We start from the raw sequence: 21,474 nt of genomic DNA on the forward strand, positions 1-21,474 counted from the left end.
CGCGGGTGACGGGGACGTGAGCCGGGGCTGAACCTGTGGACCGTTCAGCCCCGGCCCACCCCTTCCCTGCCCTCAGGAGATGGCGGCTAGGTGCCGGAGTGGACGGCGAGTGCCCTTCTCGCATAGGCCCGGACGTCCGCATCCGTGTCGGCCAGCGCAACATCCAGCGCCTCTCGGGCTGCTTCGGATTCGGGCCAGGAGCTCAGGGTGAGGACGGCTGCCTTGCGGATATCCGGGTGGATGTCGGACAGGGCCGTGCGCAGGGGCTCGGTCGCCAGTTCCACGCCGACGGCGGGGAGGCCGCGGGCCGCGCCTTCGCGGACCTGCCAGGCCGAATCCCGCAGGGCGGCGGTCAGGCGTACGGCGTCGGTGGAGTCGCCGAGGCGGGCCAGCGCCGTCAGGGCGGCGGCACGGACCAGGGGGTCGCGGTCGTCGAGAAGGGCGCGCACGGATTCGATGCCGCCCTGGCCCACGGTGGCCAGGCCCTTGGCGGCGACGATGCGGACCTCGCGGTTCTCGTCGTGGGCGGCCGTGGTGATGGCCGTCCAATCATCGAGGGAGACAAGGGCGTTCACGGCCTCGATGCGGACGCGGTGGTCGGAGTCCAGGGCCGCCTTGGCGAACAGTTCGGCGGAACCGGCGCGCAGGGCGCGCAGGAGGTCGATCACGACGGCGCGCACCGAGGGGTCGGGAGAGTCCGCGTGGACGGCGAGACCAGCTGCGGCAGGCAGGATTTCGACCAGTTCCCGCAGACCGGAGATGGCGTTGGCGCGGACATCGGCGTCGGCGTCGCCGAGGGCGTCGATCAGCCGGTCGCCGAAACCGTCCGGGGTTCCTTCCGTCAGGACCGAGATCGCCGTGGCGCGCACGCGCGGATCGGGGTCGGTCAGGAAGGAATCCAACTCGTCGAGGGCGGGGGAGTCGAGCGACAGCAGCAGTGCGATGCGCGGCGCCACCACCTCTTTCGGCGGCGCTGCCACCGGAGCCGTGTGCGAGTGCACCTCGGAACCCAGGTTCGGCGGGCTGCCGATCAGCGGGGGCTGCGTCACCGGGATAACCGCGGCATCCTCGGACGGGAGCTCGTCCAGGCCCGGGACCGGCACGAAATACGGTGCCACCGGGCGCTTCAGGAACTCCATCTCGCCGTCCGCGTTCTTGCGGAGGTTGAGGTGGTAGCGCCATTCCACGTCGTCGCGCCGGGGGAGGTCGGCGCGCTCGTGGTAGAGGCCCCAGCGGGATTCGGTGCGGGTCAAAGAGGAACGCGCGGCCATCTCGGCGCAGTCGCGGATGAAGGAGACCTCGGCGCAGCGCATGAGTTCGTGCGGGGTGACCGCGCCCATGCCGGTGATCTCCTCGGCCATACGGTCGAAGGTCTCGATGGCCAGGGAGAGCTTGGTGGCCGTCTTCGGCGGGGCCACATAGTCGTTCACGAAGCGGCGCAGCTTGTATTCGACCTGCTGCTGCGGCGGGCCGTCCGGATTGCGCAGGGGGCGGTAGACGAGTTCGTGCGCGGACGCCAACTGGTCGGCGGGCAGTTCGGCGGGAGCCGCCACCTCGTCCAGGGTGGCGGCGGCATGCGATCCCGCGAGGTCGCCGTAGACGAACGCGCCGATCATGTAGTTGTGCGGCACGCAGGCCAGGTCACCGGCGGCGTACAGGCCGGGGACGGTGGTGCGGGCGTTCTCGTCCACCCACACGCCCGACGCGGAATGCCCACCGCACAAACCGATTTCGGAGATGTGCATCTCGATGTCGTGGGTGCGGTAGTCGTGGCCGCGATTCGCGTGGAAGGTGCCACGGGTCGGGCGCTCGGTGGTGTGCAGGATGCCTTCGAGGGCGTCGACGGTCTCCGTCGGCAGGTGCGACACCTTCAGATAGATGGGGCCGCGCGCGGATTCGATCTCGCGCTTCACCTCCGACATCATCTGGCCGGACCAGTAGTCGGAGTCCACGAAGCGTTCACCGAACGCGTTCACCTGGTAGCCGCCGAACGGATTCGCCACGTAGGCGCAGGCCGGGCCGTTGTAATCCTTGATGAGCGGGTTGATCTGGAAGCATTCGATGCCCGAGAGCTCCGCGCCCGCGTGATACGCCATCGCGTACCCGTCACCGGCGTTCGTCGGGTTCTCGTAGGTGCCGTACAGGTAGCCGGAGGCGGGCAGGCCCAGGCGTCCGGCCGGACCGGTCGCCAGGATCACCGCCTTCGCGCCCACGGCCACGAATTCGCCGGTGCGCGTGTTGAATGCGGCGGCGCCGACCGCGCGCCCGCCGGCGGTGAGCACCCGCACCGGCATCAACCGGTTCTCGATGCGGATCTTCTCCCGCATGGTGCGCTGCCGCAGCACGCGATACAGCGCCTTCTTCACATCCTTGCCCTCGGGCATGGGCAGTACGTACGACCCCGACCGGTGCACCCGGCGCACCGCGTACTCGCCGTACGCGTCCTTCTCGAACTTCACCCCGTACCGCTCCAGCCGCTGCACCATGGCGAAGCCGCGCGTCGCGGTCTGATAGATGGTGCGCTGGTTGACGATTCCGTCATTGGCGCGGGTGATCTCGGCGACGTAGTCCTCCGGTTCGGCCTTACCGGGGATGACGGCGTTGTTCACGCCGTCCATACCCATGGCCAGCGCCCCGGAGTGCCGCACGTGCGCCTTCTCCATGAGGATCACGGTCGCGCCCTGCTCTGCGGCGGACAGCGCGGCCATGGTGCCGGCGGTGCCGCCGCCGATCACCAGGACGTCGCAGTCCAGCCGGGCGGTTTCGGATAGATCCGGAATCTCCATCAGCACACCAACATTCGATCGAGAAGGACAGGGGGACAGGGGATGCCGTCAGAGCGCGGCGAGATCGCCCGAGTGATCCAGGGCGGTGATGATCTCGGCGCGCGCCGCGGTGCGGTCCACGCCGAGGGCGCGCGGCCGGGGGACCTCCAGCAGGGCGCGCAGGGGTGCACCGGCCCGGCCGAGCACGGCGACCCGGTCGCCGAGCAGCAGGGCCTCGTCCACATCGTGGGTGACGAAGACGACGGTGGTGGGATGGGTCTGCCAGGTGTCGATGAGCAAGCGCTGCATGGTGTTCCGGGTCTGGGTGTCCAGCGCGCCGAACGGCTCGTCCATCATGACGGCGCGCGGCGCGCCGGCCAGACCGCGCGCCAGCTGCACGCGCTGGCGCATCCCGCCGGACAGGCTCTTGGGCAGGTAGTCGGCGAAACCGGTGAGACCGATCTCCTCGATCCACTTCTCCGCCAGGGCGCGTCGCCCGGCCCGGGGTTTGCCCCGAAGCCGCAGCGCCAGTTCGATATTGGCGCGCACGGTCTTCCACGGCAGCAGCGCGTTGTCCTGGAAGACGACGGCGCGGTCACGGTCGGTGCCGGTCACCTCTGCGCCGTCCGCGAGCACCCGGCCCGCGTCGGGCCGCAGCAGTCCGGCGACCGCGCGCAGCACGGTGGACTTGCCGCAGCCGGACGGACCGGTGAGCACCAGGATCTCGCCCGGCCGCACCGCCAGGGACAGGTCGGTGATGACCGGTGACCCGCCGTAGGACAGGCGCAGCCGATCGAGCGTCAGACTCAGGCCGGCGGTGGTGGTTCCGGTGGTCTCGAGTTCTGGTCCGGCGACGGTCATTTCGCGATCTCCTGAACTCGCGGCAGCCAGTGCGTGACGCGGCGGCCGATCAATTCGACCGCGGCCGACGTGCCGTAACCGAGCACGCCGATGGTGATGATCCCGACGAAGACGCCCGGATAGTCGACGATGGTGTACGCCTGCCAGGTCCGATAGCCGACACCCAGCCGGCCGGAGATCATCTCCGCCGACACCACACAGATCCAGGCCACGCCGATACCCACCGACAGCCCGCTGAACACACCGGGCAGGCTGCCCGGCAACACCACCCGCAGCAGCACATCCCAGCGGCTGCCGCCGAGCGTGCGCACCGAGTCCTCCCAGATGGTCGGCAGGGCCCGCACGGCATGCCGGGTCGAGACCATGACCGGGAAATACGCCGCGATGAAGGTGATGAACACGATCCCGGCCTCGTCATCCGGGAACAGCAGAATCGCCACGGGCACAATGGCAATCGCCGGAATCGGGCGGGCCAGCTCGGTCAGCGGGCCGAAGATGTCGGCGAACCAGCGCGAACGACCCAGTGCCACACCGGAAGCCACCCCCAGCACCGCCGCCAAGCCGAATCCGCTCAGAATCCGGATCAGCGACTGGCCCAGATCGAGATAGAACACCTCCGTCCCCAGCTGATGCCGGAACGCCCGCACGATCTCGGTGACCGTGGGCAGCGTGTCGAACCGCACCCACAGCCGAATATCGTTGCTGGTCAAGAACTGCCAGGCCGCGATGACCGCGACCACCGACCCGAGCCGGATCGCCCGCGACCGCCAGACCCCGAGGCTCCGGCGTGGGCGAGGCGCGGCGGCCGCCCGGCCCGTCGGCTCCGCCGTCACCGCGAGCGGCGGGGCGACGGCCGTGCTCGACCGGGCCGCCGCGGTAGCCGGGTGGCGGGTGGTCACGACCGCACCTCGTTCACGGCCTGGTCGTAGGTGACGGTCACGCCCGACGGGTGCGCGGCCAGGTAGCGCTGTGCCGCCGCTGCCGTCGTGAACGGCAGATAGGTCTCGCCGTCGCGCACCCACAGGGCCTTGTCGGCGAACCAGCGGGTGCCGAGTTCGGCGTCGGGCACGTAGGCGGCGCGCACCGTCTTGCCCTGGGCGCGAGCCTGTTTGATCGCCTTCAGCAGGCTGGTCGGGTCGGAGGCAGGCTGCGTGGCGTCCTGCCCGGCGAACCAGATCTCGCCCGCCAGCGCCGGATTGTCGGCCGCCTTGCCGCTCACCGGGTCGGCGCCCGTCACGAGCGACGGGTTCGTGTTCTTCGCGAGTTCGGCGCCGTAGTCGATGCCGCGCTCGGCGAACGCCTTCTGCAGGGCGGCCGGATCGGCGAACTGGTCGATATCGAATTCCGCGAAGTCGCCGATCGACTTCAGGTACGTCACATCGTTCTTCAGCGTGCTGATCAGGTTCGGCTTCAGCGTGGTGTCGAAGGAGGTTCCGCCCGGCCCGTTGTAGAGGTACACGACCTCCGGGGCCAGCCCGGAGTTGTCCGCGACGACCCCGGCCGCTTCCAGAGGCTGCTTGTTGAGGAAATCGGTCGCGTCGAGCTGAGCCTGCAGGAACGCATTCAGCACCTCCGGATGCTGGTTCGCGTAGTCACGACGCGCCACCACGCCGTGGAAGGTGGGAACGTTCAACTCCGCGCCGTCGAAGAGCAGCTTGGCCTTGTCCTGGAAGACCAGCAGACCCGGCCACGCCACGAACTGCGAAAGTGCCGCGACCTGACCGGATTCCAGCGCCGACGCACCCACCTGCGGCTGCTGGTTCAGCACCTCGACACCGGTCTCGGCGTCGATGCCCGCCTTGGTCAGCGCCTGCACCAGGGTGCCGTGCCCGGCCGAGCCGACACTCGCCGAAATCTTCTGCCCGGCCAGCTCGTCGATGCTCCGCACCGGCGAATTCGGCGACACCACAACCATATTGAGCGCACCCTTCGGGTTGTATCCCGTGATGGACACCAGCTCGGTGCGGGCCTTCTCGTTGGCGCTGGTGCGGGATCCGTTGATGAGCAACGGGTAGTCGCCCATCGAACCGATGTCGATCTTCTCCGCCACCATCTGCGCGGTGATCGGCGCACCGGTGTCGTAGTCCTGCCACTCCACCTGGTACTTCGGCCCGCCGCTCTCGGACAGCCTGTTCAACCGCTGCTCCAGGAAACCCTTGGCCTTCAACAGGGTTCCGGCGGTGACGGTGTTGATCGTCTTGGACTGGTAGCCGATGACGACCTTGACGGTGTCACCGCTGCCCGCGTCCTCCAGCGAGCAGGAGGTGACGGTGAGCGCGAGACCGGCGGCCACCGCGGCGGCGGCGAGACGGACGAGGCGGAACTTCATGGGTCTTCCTAGAGAGCTTGAAAGGCGTTGCGCCGCACGGGCTGTCAGCGCAGGAGGTAAGGCATGTTGACGGTGACCGCGCCGGTGGGACAGCGCGCGGCGCAAGGACCGCAGTACCAGCACTCGTCCACATGCATGTACGCCTTGCCGTTCTCCGGATTGATCGCCAGCGAATCCAGCGGGCAGATCTCCACGCACAGGGTGCAACCCTGGATGCACAGGGATTCGTCGACGGTGACAGGGACATCGGCGCGCTGATTGACCAGTGCCATTCAGATCAGCCTCCAATCGGTGCGTTCGGGCGGCCGGGTCAGGCTGCCGCGCATGGTGATGCGGTCGCCGCGCATCCGGATGTACTCGAGATCGACCGGGCGGCCGTCCTCCAACCTGGTGAGCCGCTCCAGCAGCAGCAGCGCGCCGCCCTCGGGAATCTGCAGGTTCGCGGCGGAATGCGCGTCCGCGGTGACGGCCTCCAGCGCGAGATCCGCCGAACCCAGCGGGCCGCCGCTGATCTGCTCGATCAGCGCGAAGACGTCGTTCGTCTCCAGATCGCGGGTGATCACCTCATCGCCGATATCGGGGACCAGATAGGTGAGGTCCAGGCTCAACGGCAGATCACCGAACCAGCGCAGCCGCTCGATGTAGACGGCCTGCCGACCGGGCTCCAGGCGCAGCTTGCGGGCGACGGCCAGCGGCGGCACGACCCGGGTGGCCGCACGGACCTCGTTGTGCACCTCGCCGTGGCCGCGCAGGGTCTCCTTCAAACCGAGCAGGGCATCCAATCCGTGGTCGTACTTGCGACGGGCCACATGCGTGCCGATTCTGGGGGCCCGCTCGATGAGACCCTCGTCCTTCAACAGGGCCAGCGCGTCGCGCACCGTATTGCGGGACACCGTGAACTCGGCGGCCAGCTCCTGCTCACCCGGCAGCGAGCTCGCGAACGCTCCCGCATGAATCTGCTGGCGCAGCACATCCGCCACCTGGCGAGCGCGATCGGCCCGGCGAACGGGGGCGCGCAACGGTATGGGCTCCGGCGACACCTCATCTCCTTTCCGCCGTTGACCTGCGATTTCAGAAGACTAAGGGCAGGACGGGCGGCCGAATTCGCGCTCACACCCGCGCCGGCCGGGGTGGTGCGGTTATCCGCCGCCCGCACGGCGACCCGGCCTGCCGATATGGCGTCGAAACGGGCTATTGCGCCACCTCCGGTGAGCAGGGGCCGCCTTGGAATCACGGTGAGCCGAATGCGTGTGCGCGACGGCGGGCAGGAGTGCAGTGGAAATACGCTCGATCTCGGAACCCGAGAGCCGCGGAGTGTTGTCTCCATCACTCGCCCGGGGGTGCCGCCGCATCCCCTCGGCAACCGTCAATTCCATGCTGGCGCAAAGTTTTCGGTGCGAAGGGAGGAATGCCAGAGGAGTACCGGCGCGGGCGTCCGATGCCGTCGGCATTGTCCCGGGCGGCGCTGTTGTCTGGTGCTCACGCCACGCCCGGTGTTAACTTTGATCCCATGTCTTCCAGTCAGCCCACCGCACCGCGGGTCACCTACGTGACCGTCGCGCTCGGTGTGCGGCTGCCGCGGCAACGGGAACTGTGTTGTCCCTGCCGTCGCGCAGCCGAGTACTGACCCCGATTCACCTGCGGTAACACCGCGCTCGAATCCGGGCTTCTTTCGCTGCAGATCGCTGAATTCTCCATAGGCCTTTGTCCCGCTGGCCGGCGGGACCGCAGCAAGGATCCGAATATGTCGAGCCCTATTCTCGAGCGTTCGCACAGTTCTACCGTCGCCACCGCCCGGCTGGCCCCGGCCCGCCCCGCGGTGCCCGCCGAACTGCGCATCACCGACAACCCCGCGGCCGCCGTCCTCCGGGCCGCCACCCGCGGCCCCATCTTCCGCGATATCGCCGCCCAGGCCACCGGGCTCAGTATCGCCACTGTGAATCGTCAAGTGTCCGCGCTGCTTTCGGCTGGACTGTTGCGCGAACGCGCCGACCTCACCGCCTCCGGCGCGGTCGGCCGCCCGCGCGTGCCGTTCGAAGTCGACACCGACTCCTACGTCACCGTCGGCGTGCACATCGGGTTCACCGTGACCCGCATCGTCGCTGCCGACCTGTCCGGCCGCATCCTCGGCGGACTCGAAATCGCCACTCCCCAAACGGGTCAGGACGCGGCGCTGACCATAGTCGCCCGCAGCGCCAAGGCGTTCCTGGACCGCCTGCCGCGCCGCAAACCGCTGTGGACCGGTATCGCGCTGGCCGGTCGCGTCGACCCGGCCGGCGGTGTGGTCGACCACCCGCGCCTGGGCTGGACCGCCGCACCCGTGGCCGCCGTCTTCTCCAGCGTGCTGGACCTGCCGGTCTCGGTGTCCGCGCACGTGGAAGCCATGGCCGCGGCCGAACTCCTGCTCGCCGGACGCGAACCCGGCGAAGAGGCCCGGCCCGGCAGCAGCCTCTACATCTACGCGCGGGAAACCGCCGGAATCGCGGTGACACTGCACGATCGCGTACACACCCCCGCCAACGGTCCCGGCTCCATCGCGCACCTGCCCACCGGCTCCGATATCGATTGCACCTGCGGACGGCGCGGTTGCTTCGAGGCGACCGTCGGGGAACGGCCGCTGCTGGAGCGCGCCGTGCGCAAGGGCATCCTGCCCAAGCCGGAGGCCCCGCGCCGACCGGCCATCGCGGACCTGTACCGCGCCGCCGACGGCGGTGACGCCGCGGCCCGCCAACTGCTGCTCGAGCGCGCCGAAATCCTCGGCCGCACAGCCGCTCTCGTCCGCGACATGTTCAACCCCGACCGGGTCGTCCTGGGCGGCCAGGCCTTCACCGGCTGGCGACCCGGAATGGAGCGGGTGGCAAAGGCTTTCGGCGAATCCTCCACCCTCCCGGCCGCCGACCTGCGCCTCTCCCGCTTCGGCGGGCGCGTGCAGGAATTCGCGGCCGCGGTGACCTCGCTCAGCGTCTTCTACGCCGACCCGCTCTCGGCCATGCGCCGGGCCACGCGCACCGCGCGCTGACGGATGGCGCGCACCGCGCGCCGGAGTTCGCGACCGAAGCCCCTGCGGATCCTCGTTCCCGCAGGGGTTTCGGCGCGTCTCACCGGCTCGCGAACAGGCCCTCGACCGCCGTGATGAAGTACGGGAAGTGGCTCGCGAAACGATGCAGGTTGCGGTCGCCTTCGAAGCCGCCGAACCAGTAGACGCCGGGTTCGCCGTCGGCAGCGGGGTTCAGGTCCCGGAAGGTGCGGACCCACTGGTCGGCGCGGCGCACCGCCACCATGAAGGGCAGCGCGCGGGAGAAGACCATTTCCTGATCTGCTGCTGGAATATCCTGCGGGACAGTGGATTCCAGTCCGCGCTGCATCGCCTGCAGGCGGCCGGTGAGTTCCCGGCCCAGCGCGGTGCGCGACGGGAGGTACCTCGGCAGCAGCAGGGCGGCGACCCCGCCCAGTACGAGGGCCAGGCCCACCAGGGCATGCCGCTGCGGTCCCAGCGCCAGTGCGACGGTCGCGCCGATACCGGCCACGATCAGCGCGACACCGGTCCAGAACTCGAAGCCGCGGCGCGTGCGGTCCACGAACTCACCGCGCTCCACCGCATCGGAAATCAGGGTCTTGCGAACCACATTCGCGGGCACCCGGCCGCGCCGCTCGGACAGTAGCGCCTCGTCGGTGCCGTCGGGCAGCAGCGCCGCGTACACCGCGCGCTCGTAGCTCGTCAGCTGCTCGTCGGCCGGGTTGACGCGGGTGATCCGCCAATCGGAGTCACTCACCGCCGCCACCCAGATGTAGCTGCGCACAGCCAGGTCCACCACGGTCGCCGCCATATCGCGGGCATCCACATGACCATCGAGCAGCAGGCCCGCCGTGCCCGGCAGCACACCGTCCGGCGAAGCGAACCAGGCCCGATCACCCTCGCGCACAACCGGATCCAGCACCTCACCGGTGGCGGGGGCGGACCGCCGCGCCCACAGCACATAACCGGCCGCGGCGGCCAGCGCCGCCAGCAGCACGCCGAAGGCGGCGAACACCACGCCCGTCGGCGAGAACGGGCCGGGCGCATTGTCATCCTTGATATCCGCGTTCGCCGCCACCGTGCCCGGCGGCAACTGCAGCGTCACCTCGATGAGATCACCCCTGCGCAGATCCGTCTTCTCCAGATGCGCGACACCGTCCGGTTCGACGCGAATATCCGCGCAGTCCTCGGGATCTCCCGGCGGGCCGATCGTGCACTTGGTGATACCCATCCGGAAATCGGGGCCGATCACCGTGGCGCTGATCGACGCCACATCCGTGTTCAGCACCCCCGACCACTGGAACACCTGCGCGCCCGTGGTGTCGCTGACCGTGTTGTGCACCGTGTACTCGACCGTCGACACACCGGGACGCGCCTCGATGGTGAAGCGGTCCGCGCCCACCGTCGCGGTGGCATCGCCCGTCGACTTCACATCGGTGACCTTGAAATTGCGTTCCACGCCGTCGCCGATCGCGACCCGCAACGGCAGCACCTGCCGGAAGTCCTGCCCGGCAGGCACCTCCACCTGCTCCACGACCCGCAGCAGACCGTCATCGCCGAGATTCACGTCCGCGGTGATCCGCACCCCGATCGACTGGGCGTGGGCGAACGGCGCTGCCACACCCGCCAGAGCGAGCAGCAGCGCGACGAGGACGCCCCCCCGAAAAATCTGCATGGAAGGCTACTTTAGACAGCTTGCTATCCTTCCTCAGCGGCTGTCGGTTTCTTCGAGGAACGAGGGGGTGTGGGGGCATGACTCGCCCACCGTCCGGAAACGGACCGAATCCCCCTGGCGGACAGCCGAACCCACCACAGCACGGCTCGCCGCAGCACGGCTTCCCCGCCGTGCCCAGACCGGGCGGCAACGACCCGATACCGCCGCAGCGGCAGGGCCGCCCGCAACCGCCGGGACCGGGACGCCCGAATCCCGGATACGGCGGTTCCGTTCCACCACAGGGGCGGCCGAACCAGCCGGGACGCGGCGGCCCCGCCCATCCCCAGCAGGAACGGCCCGGCGCGCCGCAGTACGGACAGCCCGGCCGATACCCGCCGCCGCCCGGATATCCCCAGCGACCCGGATATCCACCGCAGCCGGGTTATCCACCGCAGCAGAGCATTCCGACCCAGGGATTCGGGCTCGGGCAGCCGCCCGTACCGCGCTCCGGGTACACCCCGCAGCCCGGCTACCGCGCCCCGCTGCCGCCGCCCGCCACGCACGGCGGCGGAATTCCACAGGCCGCACGGCCCGCACCGCCGCGCCGGCGACGCTGGGGAACACTGTTGGTGATCCTGATCGTCCTGGTCACCACGGTGGTGCTGCGCGCCGCGTTGAATACGGGACTGGACAATCTCGGCTCCGGAAACACCGTGCAGACCACCTACCCGTCCGAACCGGGCGGCACCAGCATCGGCGTGGCGGAGACGGCGAACAATCCACTCGTCACCGGCGGCGACCTCACGCTGATTCCGGCGTCGTGCAAGTACACCCGCTGGAGCACCGAGGTGGACACCGCGCGCACCTTCTTCGAAACCGCGGCCGCCTGCCTGGAGAAGGCATGGCAGCCGCTGTTCGCCGAAGTCGGGCTGAACTTCGAAGCGCCGAATGTGATGGTCTCCGAGAGCACTTCGGGGATCACCACGCTGTGCACCGGCAACAGCTCCAACTTCGCGGCGTTCTACTGCTCGGCGGACAAGACCATCTACATGCCGATCAGCCAGCTGCAGACCGACATGATCAAGGACAACTGGGTCGTCTATCTGTCGGTGTTCGCGCACGAGTACGGACATCACGTGCAGGCGCAGTCCGGAATCCTCGGCAAGGTGCATCAGGAGCGCCGCGAGGCGGGCGCGCGCAGCGCCACCGGACTCGAACTGTCACGGCGAACCGAGTTGCAGGCCAACTGCTTCGACGGCATGTACCTGGCGTCCTCATCCGGCGGCGGGTCGCTCACCTCCGCGCAGATCGGCGTGGCCCGCAGCGACATGTACCACCGCGGTGACTCCTCCGGCGATATGCGCGATCACGGGTCCTCGCAGAACAGCGGCGCGTGGTTCGAACTCGGAGTCGACAAGAACCGCACCGACCAGTGCAATACGTTCGCGGCATCGAGCAGCAAGGTCAACTAGTTGATCCCGCCTCTGTCGGAGAGGACGGGGCCGAAAGAAAAGGGAGGCGGGTCCGCACCCGCCTCCCTTTCTCATCTCTCCGTTCGGACCCGGGCTCAGTGCCCGAACGGCCCCTCACCGAATTTGCGCGGCGAATGGCCGTGCACGCCTTCGGCATAGGCGGTTTCCGCGTGGAGGGCGAAGTCGATACCCGCGACCTCGTCCTCCCGGCTCACACGGAAACCGATGGTCTTGTCGATCAGCTTGCCCAGCGCGAACGTGACACCGAAGGCGAAGGCCGCCACCGCGAGCACGCCCACCGCCTGCTTGCCCAGCTGCGCCAGCCCGCCACCGTAGAGCAGACCCTCCACGCCACCGGTCATGACCTCGTTGGCCAGGAAGCCGATCAGCAGCGTGCCCACCACGCCGCCGACGAAGTGCACGCCCACCACATCGAGCGAATCGTCGTAGCCGCCCTTGAACTTCAGGCCCACCGCGAACGAACACACCACGCCCGCCAGCAGACCCACGATCAGCGCACCGACCGTGTTCACCGAACCACACGACGGCGTGATGGCCACCAGACCGGCCACCGCACCCGAGGCCGCGCCGAAGGTAGTCGGGCGGCCGTCGCGGAACTGCTCCACCGCGAGCCAGCCGATCATGCCGAGGCAGCCCGCCACCAGCGTGTTCAGGAACACCGCGGCGGCCATGCCGTTCGCGTTCAGCGCCGAACCCGCGTTGAAACCGAACCAGCCGAACCACAGCAGGCCCGCACCCAGCAGCACGAAGGGCAGATTGTGCGGACGCATGGCATCCACCTTGAAACCGATACGCGGACCCAGCACCAGCGCCATCGCCAGAGCCGAAGCGCCCGAAGCGATCTCGACCACCAGGCCGCCCGCGTAGTCGAGCGTGCCCAGCTTGGTCAGCCAGCCGTCCGGGGTCCACACCCAGTGCGCGATCGGGGCGTACACGATGAGCGCCCACACCGGGACGAAGAGCATCCACGCGGAGAATTTGGCGCGATCGGCGATCGCACCGCTGACCAGGGCCACGGTCAGCACCGCGAAGGTCAGCTGGAAGGTCACGTACAGCAGTTCCGGCACCGCCGCGCCGGTCGCGGCGTCGACGACGTGCAGGGTGGTCGGATCGATACCGGACAGGCCCGCGAATTCCAGGGGGTCACCGATGAACCCGCCACCCGCGTCCGGGCCGAACGCCAGGCTGTACCCGAAGGCCAGCCAGGCCACGGTCACCAGCGGAATCGAGATGAAGCTCATCATCAGCATGTTGAGCACACCCGCTGCCCGCACCATGCCGCCGTAGAAGATCGCCAGGCCCGGTGTCATGAGCAGCACCATGGCGGTCGCGGCCAATAGCCAGGCCGTGGCCGCCGCGTCGAGTGTCGGTGTCATGGGTGAGTAACTCCTTCCGCGCGTGATCGCGTTGCACGGAAGTTACCGAATACTCACGTTTCGGCGCTGTTACGAAAATGAGGACTTGGATACGTGTCTGTAACAGCTGGAGCTGCGCAGACCCGGACCTCGGCGCGGATTTCAGGCCCGGCGGTCGCGGCCCTTGCGGGTCAGCGCGCGCACGCCGCGCGGACCGGGAACCGGATTGCCGTCCTCGAGGGCCATCCACTCGGCGATGGTGAGCCACTGCTGCTGGGCGCGGGCGTCGGCTGTGTCGTTGAACACGCGGCGGCCGCGGTCGTCGCGGAGTTCGTAGGCCATGACCGACCAGCGCGGCGGGCGGCCCTGCTCGGCGATCTGGTCGCGCAGATAGGTGGCGACCAGGGTGCCGAGGGTGTTGACCGGGCGCAGGGAGACGCGGTTGCCGTAGCGGGCCGCGTGGAAACGCCTTCCGGCGCACAGGGATCGGGGGGCGGCGTTGTAGGCGATCCAGCCGGCGCGCTGGGCGCGCTCGATGAGCCACAGGTGTTTGACCGCGGTGGGGGCGATGGTGCCGACGCGGTCGTGGATCAGATTGAAGACCGGTTCGGAGAGCAGGATGTCGCGCCGCGTCGGGCCGGTGCCGTGCGCGATCCAGTATTCGTCGGTGAGTTTGGCCAGCACGCGGCCGAAATCGTCGATGCTGCGCTGGGCGCGGCGGCCCAGGCGTTCGATGCGTTCGGCCTCGGCGCGCATGTCGTTCTGCACGATGAGGGTTTCGATGGCGGCCAGGGTCGGGACCTGGCCCCGCTGCAGGAGTTCGAGAATGGCGCTCGCGGTCGCCGGATCGGCTGCTGCCGACACCGGGAGCGAATCACGCTTGATGTCGTAGTCCTGCGGGCTGATGGCCCGGCTGAGCAATCCGACCGCGGCATTGTCGCCCGCGAATTCGGTGCTGGAGAGCCAGGCTGCGGCGATGTCGTCACACGACGGCACTTGGGCGTCCTCCGGGAGATTTGGTTGTGCCCCGGTCGGGATGAGGGACCGGCCGGGGCCACCAACCTGATGAAGGTTTGGCTACCGAAGTTGCCGAGGTCCACGGTAGCCAAAGGATTGCGATCTTGCCGCATTCATTGACTGGATCGTTATGTCCGGTCTGTGGAGTTGAAACGTACCTCTCTTCCATAAATGGTGATCATGGGTGGAAGTGGCGTTCGGGAACGGCTTGGTGAAATTGCGCTGAGAATTTGCTGATTGAAATCTCAGGTTTCGAGTTCGGTCCGGTTGGTACGGAACCGGCGCGGGGACTGTATGTGATGTGCGACACACTGCGAACCGTCGAGGCGCGACGGACGGGAATAGGCACTGTCGTAGGGCACCGGTAACCTCAGCGCGTGGCTCTGTACCGGAAGTACCGACCGGCAACGTTCGCTGAAGTGGTGGGTCAGGAGCACGTCACCGATCCCCTGAGTATCGCGCTCGACACCGGCCGGATCAGTCATGCGTACCTGTTCTCCGGCCCGCGCGGGTGCGGCAAGACATCGTCCGCCCGCATCCTCGCGCGCTCACTCAACTGCGTGCAGGGCCCGACCTCGAAGCCGTGCGGCGTCTGCCCGTCGTGTGTGGCGCTCGGCCCCGGCGGGTCGGGCAACCTCGACGTCATCGAGCTCGACGCGGCCAGCCACGGCGGTGTGGACGACACCCGGGAACTGCGCGACCGGGCCTTCTACGCGCCCGCCGAATCGCGCTACCGCGTCTTCATCGTCGACGAGGCGCACATGGTCACCACCGCGGGCTTCAACGCGCTGCTCAAGATCGTCGAGGAGCCGCCCGCCCATCTGATCTTCGTCTTCGCCACCACTGAACCGGACAAGGTGCTGCCGACCATCCGGTCCCGCACGCACCACTACCCGTTCCGGCTGTTGCCGCCCGCCACCATGCGCGGCCTGCTCGGCAAGATCTGCGAGCAGGAAAACGTCCCGGTCGAAGAATCCGTGTACCCCTTGGTGATTCGCGCCGGCGGCGGCTCGCCGCGCGACAGCCTCAGCGTGCTCGACCAGCTCCTCGCGGGTGCGGGGCCCGAGGGCGTCACCTACCCCCGCGCGGTCTCCCTGCTCGGCGTCACCGACGTGGCCCTCATCGACGACGCCGTCGAAGCCCTCGCGGCCTCCGACGGCGCGACCCTGTTCGGCACCATCGATCGCGTGGTCGAGGCGGGCCACGACCCCCGTCGCTTCGCCACCGACCTGCTCGAACGCCTCCGCGACCTGATCCTGCTGCGCGCCGTCCCCGACGCCACCGACCGCAACCTGGTCACCGGCCCCGGCGATGTCCTCGCCCGCATGCACGACCAGGCGAACCGCCTCGGCTCCGCCAGCCTGGCCCGCTACGCCGAACTCCTGCACGAGGGCCTCGGCGACATGCGCGGCGCGACCAACCCCCGCCTCCTCCTCGAGGTCATCGGCGCCCGCATGCTCCTCCCCGCCGTCTCCGACGCCGAAACCGCCACCCTTCAGCGCCTGGAAACCCTCGAACGCCGCATGGCGGGCGGCGCCCCGCCCCCGGCCGCACCAGCGGCCCAGGCACCCCGCGCCGCCGACCCGAGCACCCCCGCACAATCCGCCCCGCGCCCACCCCAGCCCGACGGCGGCGCCCCGCGCCGCCGAGGAGCCGAGGCGCTCGCCGCCCTGCGCGCCGAAAAGTCCGGCGGCCAGCCAACTCCCGAGCCACAGCAGGCTCCGGCACAGCCGCAGGCACCAGCGCCGCAGGCTTCGGCACAGCAGCAGGCTCCGGCGCAGCCGCAGGCACCAGCGCCGCAGCAAGCTGCCTCGGTGGAGCAGGTCCCGGGGCAGCAGGTGGTTCCAACGCAGCCGCAGCAGTCCGCCGCGTCGCAGCAGGCTGCGGTGCTGCAGCACGCGGCCGAGGCGCAGGACGTGAGCGCGCCGCAGGTCTCCGCGTCATCGCACAGTGTCGCGGCGCATCCTGCCGAACGGGCTGCGGCGCAACAGGCTTCCGCGCCCGAGAGCGTTGCGACGCCCGCTGCTGTGGAGGTTGTCGTGGCTCCGGTTGCGGCGGAGGCTGTTGCCGAAGTGTCGGTGCCGTCTGTGGTGTCCGAATCTGAGGTTGCCGAATCTGTTGCGGCAGAGTCTGTTTCGGAGTTCGTTGCGCCCGAGGCGTTCGCGTTCGAGGTGCGGGAAGAGCCGGTTTCCGAGATTCCGGAACCGGTGTCGGAGCCGGAGTTGTTCGAGCCCGAGGCGTCGGACGGGACCGTCGCGCCCGGGGTAGGCGTGCCTGCCGAGACCGTCGCGCCCGCAGGGGTTGTCGCACCTGCCGAGGTCGTCCCGCCTGCTGAGGGTGTGGCGGTCGGTGAGGACGTGGATTCCGGTGCCGCCGCTGAGGTTGTCGCGCCCGGCGGGGTTGTCGCGCCTGCGGAGGTGGGGGGCGAGGACGAGTCGGTTGGCTCGGGCGCGGCGCAGTTCGTGTCGGGGGAGGAGGCCGTGCTCGCCGAGATCGAGGCGGCGTGGGCGGATATTCGGGCGAAGGTGCGGGAGTTCGGGGCGACCGTGCAGGCGTTGCTGTCCGGGGCGAGTGTGTCCCGGGTGGAGGGGCAGACGATCGTGTTCGCGCATCCGGCGGCTCCGCTGGCGCAGCGGTTGTCGCAGCCGCAGAACGTGGATGCGGTGCGGTCGGCGGTGCGGGCCGTGCTGGGGCGGGAGCACGACGTCAAGTGGGAGGTGGGCAGCGCCGCGTCGAAGGCCGCGCCTGCCAAGGGTGGTGGCGGTCGCGGTGGGGCCGGGCGCGGTCCGGGGCGCGAGGGCGGCGCGGCCAAGGAGCCGCCTAGATTCTCGCGACCGAGTCAGGCCGTGAAGCCCGCCGGAGGGGCGGCGAGTGAGGGTGCGTCCGGTGGCTCGGCCGCCGGGTGGGGTGCGCCCGCGGGCGGTGCCGGGAACGGTTCCGGCGGTGCCGCGGGCGGCGCTGCGGGCGCCGCGGCGGCGGGTTCCGGGGACGGCGGCTCGGGTGCGCGGTTCGCGCCGGCCGAGGACGATATTCCGCTGCCTGACGGGCCGGACCTTCCCGACGACCCGGGGCCTGTTGACTACTCGCCAGTAGGTTATGACGGCGTCCCACCTGCGTCGACGGAGGAGGAAGAGCGCGAGATGTTGGCGCAGGCGGCGGAGCCGGTCGCGCCCGGCGACCGTCGCGACCCGGATGAGGTGGCCTTGGAACTGTTGAAGCAGGAATTGGGCGCTACGCCGCTGGAGGGTTGACAGTTACCCTGTGAGGCACATTAAGTTAACCGGAGTTCGCATCCGGCGGTACTATGATCGGGTGGCCGTGAGTATCGGTTCGGCGAAGTTCTAAGGTGTGCCCAGGCGTACGGGCTGCCCGGAAGGTCGCCGATCCGTGCCAGGCGTTGTTTTACAGCGTCAAAGACGGTCGGTCGTGAGGCCGGGCGGCGAGGGCATGGCTACATGGGCTGACCGCACAACGCGGTGTCGGCGCACCTAAGAGAGGACAACTCCGATATGACCACAGAGGCCTACATTTACGAGGCCATCCGCACTCCGCGGGGCAAGAACCGTGGTGGTTCGCTGCATTCGGTCAAGCCGATCGATCTGACCACCGGCCTGGTCGAGGAGCTGCGGAATCGGTACCCGAACCTGGACGAGGACCGCATCTCGGACATCATCCTGGGTGTCGTTTCGCCGGTCGCCGATCAGGGTGCCGATATCGCCCGCACCACCGTCCTCACCGCGGGCCTGCCCGACACCGTCGGCGGCGTGCAGATCAACCGCTTCTGCGCTTCCGGCCTGGAGGCCGTGAACCTGGCGGCTCAGAAGGTCCGCTCCGGCTTCGAGGACCTCGTCCTCGCCGGCGGCGTGGAGTCCATGTCCCGCGTGCCGATGGGCTCCGACGGCGGCGCCATGTTCATGGACCCGGCCACCGCGTACCCGAACTACATTGTCCCGCAGGGCATCTCGGCCGACCTCATCGCCACCATCGAGGGCTTCTCGCGCGATGACGTGGACGCCTACGCCGTCCGCTCGCAGGAGCTGGCCGCCAACGCCTGGGCCAACGGCTACTTCAAGAACTCCGTCGTCGCGGTCAAGGACATCAACGGCCTGACCGTCCTCGACAACGACGAGCACATGCGTCCCGGCACCACCGCCGCCGACCTGGGCAAGCTGAAGCCCGCCTTCGCCGGCATCGGCGAGATGGGCGGCTTCGACGCCGTCGCCATGCAGCGCTACACCTACGTCGAGAAGATCGACCACGTGCACCACGGCGGCAACTCCTCGGGCATCGTCGACGGCGCCGCGCTGGTGCTGGTCGGCAACGAGGACGCCGGCAAGGCCTCGGGCCTGACCCCGCGTGCCCGCATCGTGTCCACCGGTATCTCCGGCGCCGATGCCACCATCATGCTGACCGGCCCGACCCCGGCCGCGGAGAAGGCTCTCGCCAAGGCGGGCCTGAAGCGTGAAGACATCGACATCTACGAGATCAACGAGGCGTTCGCCTCCGTCGTGCTGAAGTTCCAGAAGGACCTGCAGATCCCCGACGAGAAGCTGAACGTCAACGGCGGCGCGATCGCCATGGGTCACCCGCTGGGCGCCACCGGCGCCATGATCACCGGCACCGTTGTGGACGAGCTGCACCGTCGCAACGCGCGCTACGGCCTGATCACCCTGTGCATCGGCGGCGGCATGGGTGTCGCCACCATCATCGAGCGCGTCTGACGCCCACCCGAGACTTTTCAGGAGAACGAAACACAATGACTGAGAACATGATCGGCTGGGAAAAGGACGCCGACGGCATCGTCGTGCTGACCATGGACGACCCCAACCAGGGCGCCAACACCATGAACCAGCTCTACAAGGACTCCATGCGGGCCACGGTGGACCGTCTGGTGGCCGAGAAGGACGACATCACCGGTGTCGTGCTGACCTCCGCGAAGAAGACCTTCTTCGCCGGCGGTGACCTCAAGAACATGATGCAGACCACGAAGGCCGACGCCCCGGCCATCATGGAGGAGCTCACCTTCATCAAGAGCGACCTGCGTCGGCTCGAGCAGCTGGGCAAGCCGGTCGTCTCCGCGATCAACGGCGCTGCCCTGGGTGGCGGCCTGGAGATCACCCTGGCCACCCACTACCGCATCATGGCCGACGTCAAGGGCGCGCAGGTCGGCCTGCCCGAGGTCTCCCTCGGTCTGCTCCCGGCCGGTGGCGGCGTCACCCGCATCACCCGCATGCTGGGCATCGCGAACGGCCTGATGGGCGTTCTGCTGCAGGGCCAGAAGTTCAACGCCCAGAAGGCCAAGGCCACCGGCCTGGTCAACGAGGTCGTGGCTTCGGTCGAGGAGCTCGTCCCGGCCGCCAAGGCGTGGATCAAGGCCAACCCGGACAAGGGCGTGCAGCCCTGGGACGTCAAGGGCTTCAAGATCCCCGGCGGCACCCCCACCACCCCGTCGCTGGCCGCCAACCTCCCGGCGTTCCCGGCCAACCTGCGCAAGCAGACCAAGGGCCAGAACATGCCGGCCCCGCTGGCCATCATGTCGGCCGCGGTCGAGGGCGCGCAGGTCGATTTCGACTCAGCGTCGCTGATCGAGTCCCGCTACTTCGTGTCCCTGCTGACCGGTCCGGTCGCCAAGAACATGATCCAGGCGTTCTTCTTCGACCTGCAGCACATCAACGGCGGCGGCTCGCGTCCGAAGGACGTGCCGAAGCGTGAGATCAAGAAGGTCGGCGTGATCGGCGCGGGCATGATGGGCGCGGGCATCGCGTACGTCACCGCCAAGGCCGGCATCGACGTCGTCCTGAAGGACGTCACCATCGAGGCCGCCAACAAGGGCAAGGACTACTCGGTCAAGCTCGAGGAGAAGGCGCTCTCGCGTGGCAAGACCACCGCGGAGAAGTCCGAGGCGCTGCTGGCTCGCATCACCCCCACCGCCGATCCGAAGGATTTCGCGGGAGTGGACTTCGTGATCGAGGCCGTCTTCGAGAAGCCGGAGCTCAAGAACGCGGTCTTCCAGGAGATCGAGGACATCGTCGACGCCGACGCGCTGCTCGGCTCGAACACCTCGACCCTGCCGATCACCCTGCTGGCCAACGGCGTGAAGCGGGCCGAGGACTTCATCGGCATCCACTTCTTCTCGCCGGTCGACAAGATGCCGCTGGTCGAGATCATCAAGGGTGAGAAGACCTCCGACGAGGCGCTGGCCCGCGTGTACGACTACACCCTGGCGATCCGCAAGACCCCGATCGTGGTGAACGACTCGCGTGGCTTCTACACCTCGCGCGTCATCGGCAAGTTCATCAACGAGGCCATCAAGATGCTCGACGAGGGCATCGACCCGCAGACCATCGAGCAGGCCGGTCTGCAGGCGGGCTACCCGGCGGCTCCGCTGAAGCTGTCGGACGAGCTGAACTTCACCACCATGCAGAAGATCTACAAGGAGACCGCGGAGGCCCTCGTGGCCGCGGGTGGCTCGATCGACGCCGCCTCCGGTGCGACCGCCGCGATCCTGGACAAGCTGGTGGGCGAGTACGACCGCAAGGGCAAGGCCGGCGGCGCGGGCTTCTACGAGTACGCCGACGGCAAGGCCACCAGCCTGTGGCCCGAGCTGCGCACCCTGTTCAAGACCTCGACCGAGCTGCCCGAGGGCGTCACCTTCCAGGATCTCAAGGACCGCATGCTGTTCGCGGAGGCCATCGAGACCCAGAAGTGCTTCGACGAGAACGTGCTGACCTCGACCGCCGACGCCAACATCGGCTCGATCTTCGGCATCGGTTTCCCGGCCTGGACCGGTGGCACCCACCAGTTCATCGTCGGTTACCCGGGCGGCCAGGAGGCCTTCGTGGCCCGCGCCGACGAGCTCGCCGCCAAGTTCGGCGAGCGCTTCGAGGTGCCCGCCTCGCTGCGCAAGTAGTAGTAGCGCTGCGGGCGCAAATGTGCCACTGACGCAGTGAATTACACGGCCCGGATCGCGAATGACGCGGTCCG

14 protein-coding genes are annotated in these 21,474 nt (G+C 68.8%); 5 read left to right on the plus strand and 9 right to left on the minus strand.

The features are described 5' to 3' along the window. Positions 1-86: 86 nt before the first annotated feature. The 6 genes from JK358_RS03685 to JK358_RS03710 form a co-directional block, all read right to left on the minus strand. The gene (locus JK358_RS03685; RefSeq protein WP_201943832.1) at positions 87-2,786 is read right to left on the minus strand and encodes a fumarate reductase/succinate dehydrogenase flavoprotein subunit; all 2,700 of its coding nucleotides are present in this window, start codon (positions 2,784-2,786) and stop codon (positions 87-89) included. A gap of 48 nt (positions 2,787-2,834) precedes the next feature. Beyond that, positions 2,835-3,626 (minus strand): ABC transporter ATP-binding protein, encoded by a 792-nt coding sequence (locus tag JK358_RS03690; RefSeq protein WP_201943461.1) that lies wholly within the window; start codon positions 3,624-3,626, stop codon positions 2,835-2,837. Beyond that, the gene (locus JK358_RS03695) at positions 3,623-4,459 is read right to left on the minus strand and encodes an ABC transporter permease (RefSeq protein ID WP_201943833.1); all 837 of its coding nucleotides are present in this window, start codon (positions 4,457-4,459) and stop codon (positions 3,623-3,625) included. Before JK358_RS03695 ends, JK358_RS03690 begins: the two co-directional genes overlap by 4 nt. Before the next feature lie 62 nt (positions 4,460-4,521). After that, positions 4,522-5,955, minus strand: coding sequence for an ABC transporter substrate-binding protein (locus JK358_RS03700; protein WP_201943463.1), 1,434 nt, complete (start codon positions 5,953-5,955; stop codon positions 4,522-4,524). A gap of 44 nt (positions 5,956-5,999) precedes the next feature. Beyond that, positions 6,000-6,227 carry a 4Fe-4S dicluster domain-containing protein gene (locus tag JK358_RS03705; protein ID WP_201943465.1) on the minus strand — a complete coding sequence of 76 codons (228 nt, stop codon included), beginning with the start codon at positions 6,225-6,227 and terminating at the stop codon, positions 6,000-6,002. Next, complete coding sequence (locus JK358_RS03710) at positions 6,228-6,995, minus strand: GntR family transcriptional regulator (protein WP_201943467.1); 768 nt, start codon at positions 6,993-6,995, stop codon at positions 6,228-6,230. It lies immediately after the preceding gene. A gap of 704 nt (positions 6,996-7,699) precedes the next feature. Between JK358_RS03710 and JK358_RS03715 the strand changes: the two genes are divergently transcribed. Beyond that, positions 7,700-8,974 carry an ROK family transcriptional regulator gene (locus JK358_RS03715; protein WP_201943469.1) on the plus strand — a complete coding sequence of 425 codons (1,275 nt, stop codon included), beginning with the start codon at positions 7,700-7,702 and terminating at the stop codon, positions 8,972-8,974. Positions 8,975-9,053: 79 nt separating this feature from the next. On the opposite strand, the gene JK358_RS03720 is transcribed toward JK358_RS03715, so the two are convergent. Further along, positions 9,054-10,646, minus strand: coding sequence for a DUF2207 family protein (locus tag JK358_RS03720; protein ID WP_201943471.1), 1,593 nt, complete (start codon positions 10,644-10,646; stop codon positions 9,054-9,056). A gap of 77 nt (positions 10,647-10,723) precedes the next feature. On the opposite strand from JK358_RS03720, the gene JK358_RS03725 reads away from it, so the two are divergent. Further along, on the plus strand, positions 10,724-12,097 hold the full coding sequence (locus tag JK358_RS03725) for a neutral zinc metallopeptidase (RefSeq protein ID WP_232850594.1): 1,374 nt from the start codon (positions 10,724-10,726) through the stop codon (positions 12,095-12,097). A gap of 95 nt (positions 12,098-12,192) precedes the next feature. Here JK358_RS03725 and JK358_RS03730 read toward each other — a convergent pair whose 3' ends face one another. Next, positions 12,193-13,494: an ammonium transporter gene (locus tag JK358_RS03730; protein WP_201943474.1), complete on the minus strand. Its 1,302-nt coding sequence runs from the start codon at positions 13,492-13,494 to the stop codon at positions 12,193-12,195. A gap of 141 nt (positions 13,495-13,635) precedes the next feature. Next, a complete protein-coding gene (locus JK358_RS03735; RefSeq protein WP_201943476.1) occupies positions 13,636-14,469 on the minus strand; it encodes a hypothetical protein in 834 nt (277 codons plus the stop codon). Between the two features lie 398 nt (positions 14,470-14,867). Between JK358_RS03735 and JK358_RS38940 the strand changes: the two genes are divergently transcribed. From JK358_RS38940 to JK358_RS03750, 3 genes are all read left to right on the plus strand, one after another. Beyond that, the gene (locus tag JK358_RS38940) at positions 14,868-17,741 is read left to right on the plus strand and encodes a DNA polymerase III subunit gamma and tau (RefSeq protein ID WP_307817273.1); all 2,874 of its coding nucleotides are present in this window, start codon (positions 14,868-14,870) and stop codon (positions 17,739-17,741) included. Between the two features lie 258 nt (positions 17,742-17,999). Then, the gene (locus tag JK358_RS03745; RefSeq protein ID WP_201943477.1) at positions 18,000-19,211 is read left to right on the plus strand and encodes an acetyl-CoA C-acetyltransferase; all 1,212 of its coding nucleotides are present in this window, start codon (positions 18,000-18,002) and stop codon (positions 19,209-19,211) included. Between the two features lie 35 nt (positions 19,212-19,246). Then, positions 19,247-21,400, plus strand: coding sequence for a 3-hydroxyacyl-CoA dehydrogenase NAD-binding domain-containing protein (locus JK358_RS03750; RefSeq protein WP_201943479.1), 2,154 nt, complete (start codon positions 19,247-19,249; stop codon positions 21,398-21,400). Positions 21,401-21,474 lie beyond the last annotated feature (74 nt).

The organism is Nocardia acididurans, assembly GCF_016741815.1.
Taxonomy (GTDB): Bacteria; Actinomycetota; Actinomycetes; order Mycobacteriales; family Mycobacteriaceae; genus Nocardia; species Nocardia acididurans.

What these genes read in the sequence shown, in the direction of transcription:
- JK358_RS03685 (WP_201943832.1), bottom strand. Translation starts at nt 2,786, where the DNA reads ATGGAGATTCCGGATCTATCCGAAACCGCCCGGCTGGACTGCGACGTC.
- JK358_RS03690 (WP_201943461.1), bottom strand. Translation starts at nt 3,626, where the DNA reads ATGACCGTCGCCGGACCAGAACTCGAGACCACCGGAACCACCACCGCC.
- JK358_RS03700 (WP_201943463.1), bottom strand. Translation starts at nt 5,955, where the DNA reads ATGAAGTTCCGCCTCGTCCGTCTCGCCGCCGCCGCGGTGGCCGCCGGT.
- JK358_RS03705 (WP_201943465.1), bottom strand. Translation starts at nt 6,227, where the DNA reads ATGGCACTGGTCAATCAGCGCGCCGATGTCCCTGTCACCGTCGACGAA.
- JK358_RS03715 (WP_201943469.1), top strand. Translation starts at nt 7,700, where the DNA reads ATGTCGAGCCCTATTCTCGAGCGTTCGCACAGTTCTACCGTCGCCACC.
- JK358_RS03720 (WP_201943471.1), bottom strand. Translation starts at nt 10,646, where the DNA reads ATGCAGATTTTTCGGGGGGGCGTCCTCGTCGCGCTGCTGCTCGCTCTG.
- JK358_RS03725 (WP_232850594.1), top strand. Translation starts at nt 10,724, where the DNA reads ATGACTCGCCCACCGTCCGGAAACGGACCGAATCCCCCTGGCGGACAG.
- JK358_RS03730 (WP_201943474.1), bottom strand. Translation starts at nt 13,494, where the DNA reads ATGACACCGACACTCGACGCGGCGGCCACGGCCTGGCTATTGGCCGCG.
- JK358_RS03745 (WP_201943477.1), top strand. Translation starts at nt 18,000, where the DNA reads ATGACCACAGAGGCCTACATTTACGAGGCCATCCGCACTCCGCGGGGC.
- JK358_RS03750 (WP_201943479.1), top strand. Translation starts at nt 19,247, where the DNA reads ATGACTGAGAACATGATCGGCTGGGAAAAGGACGCCGACGGCATCGTC.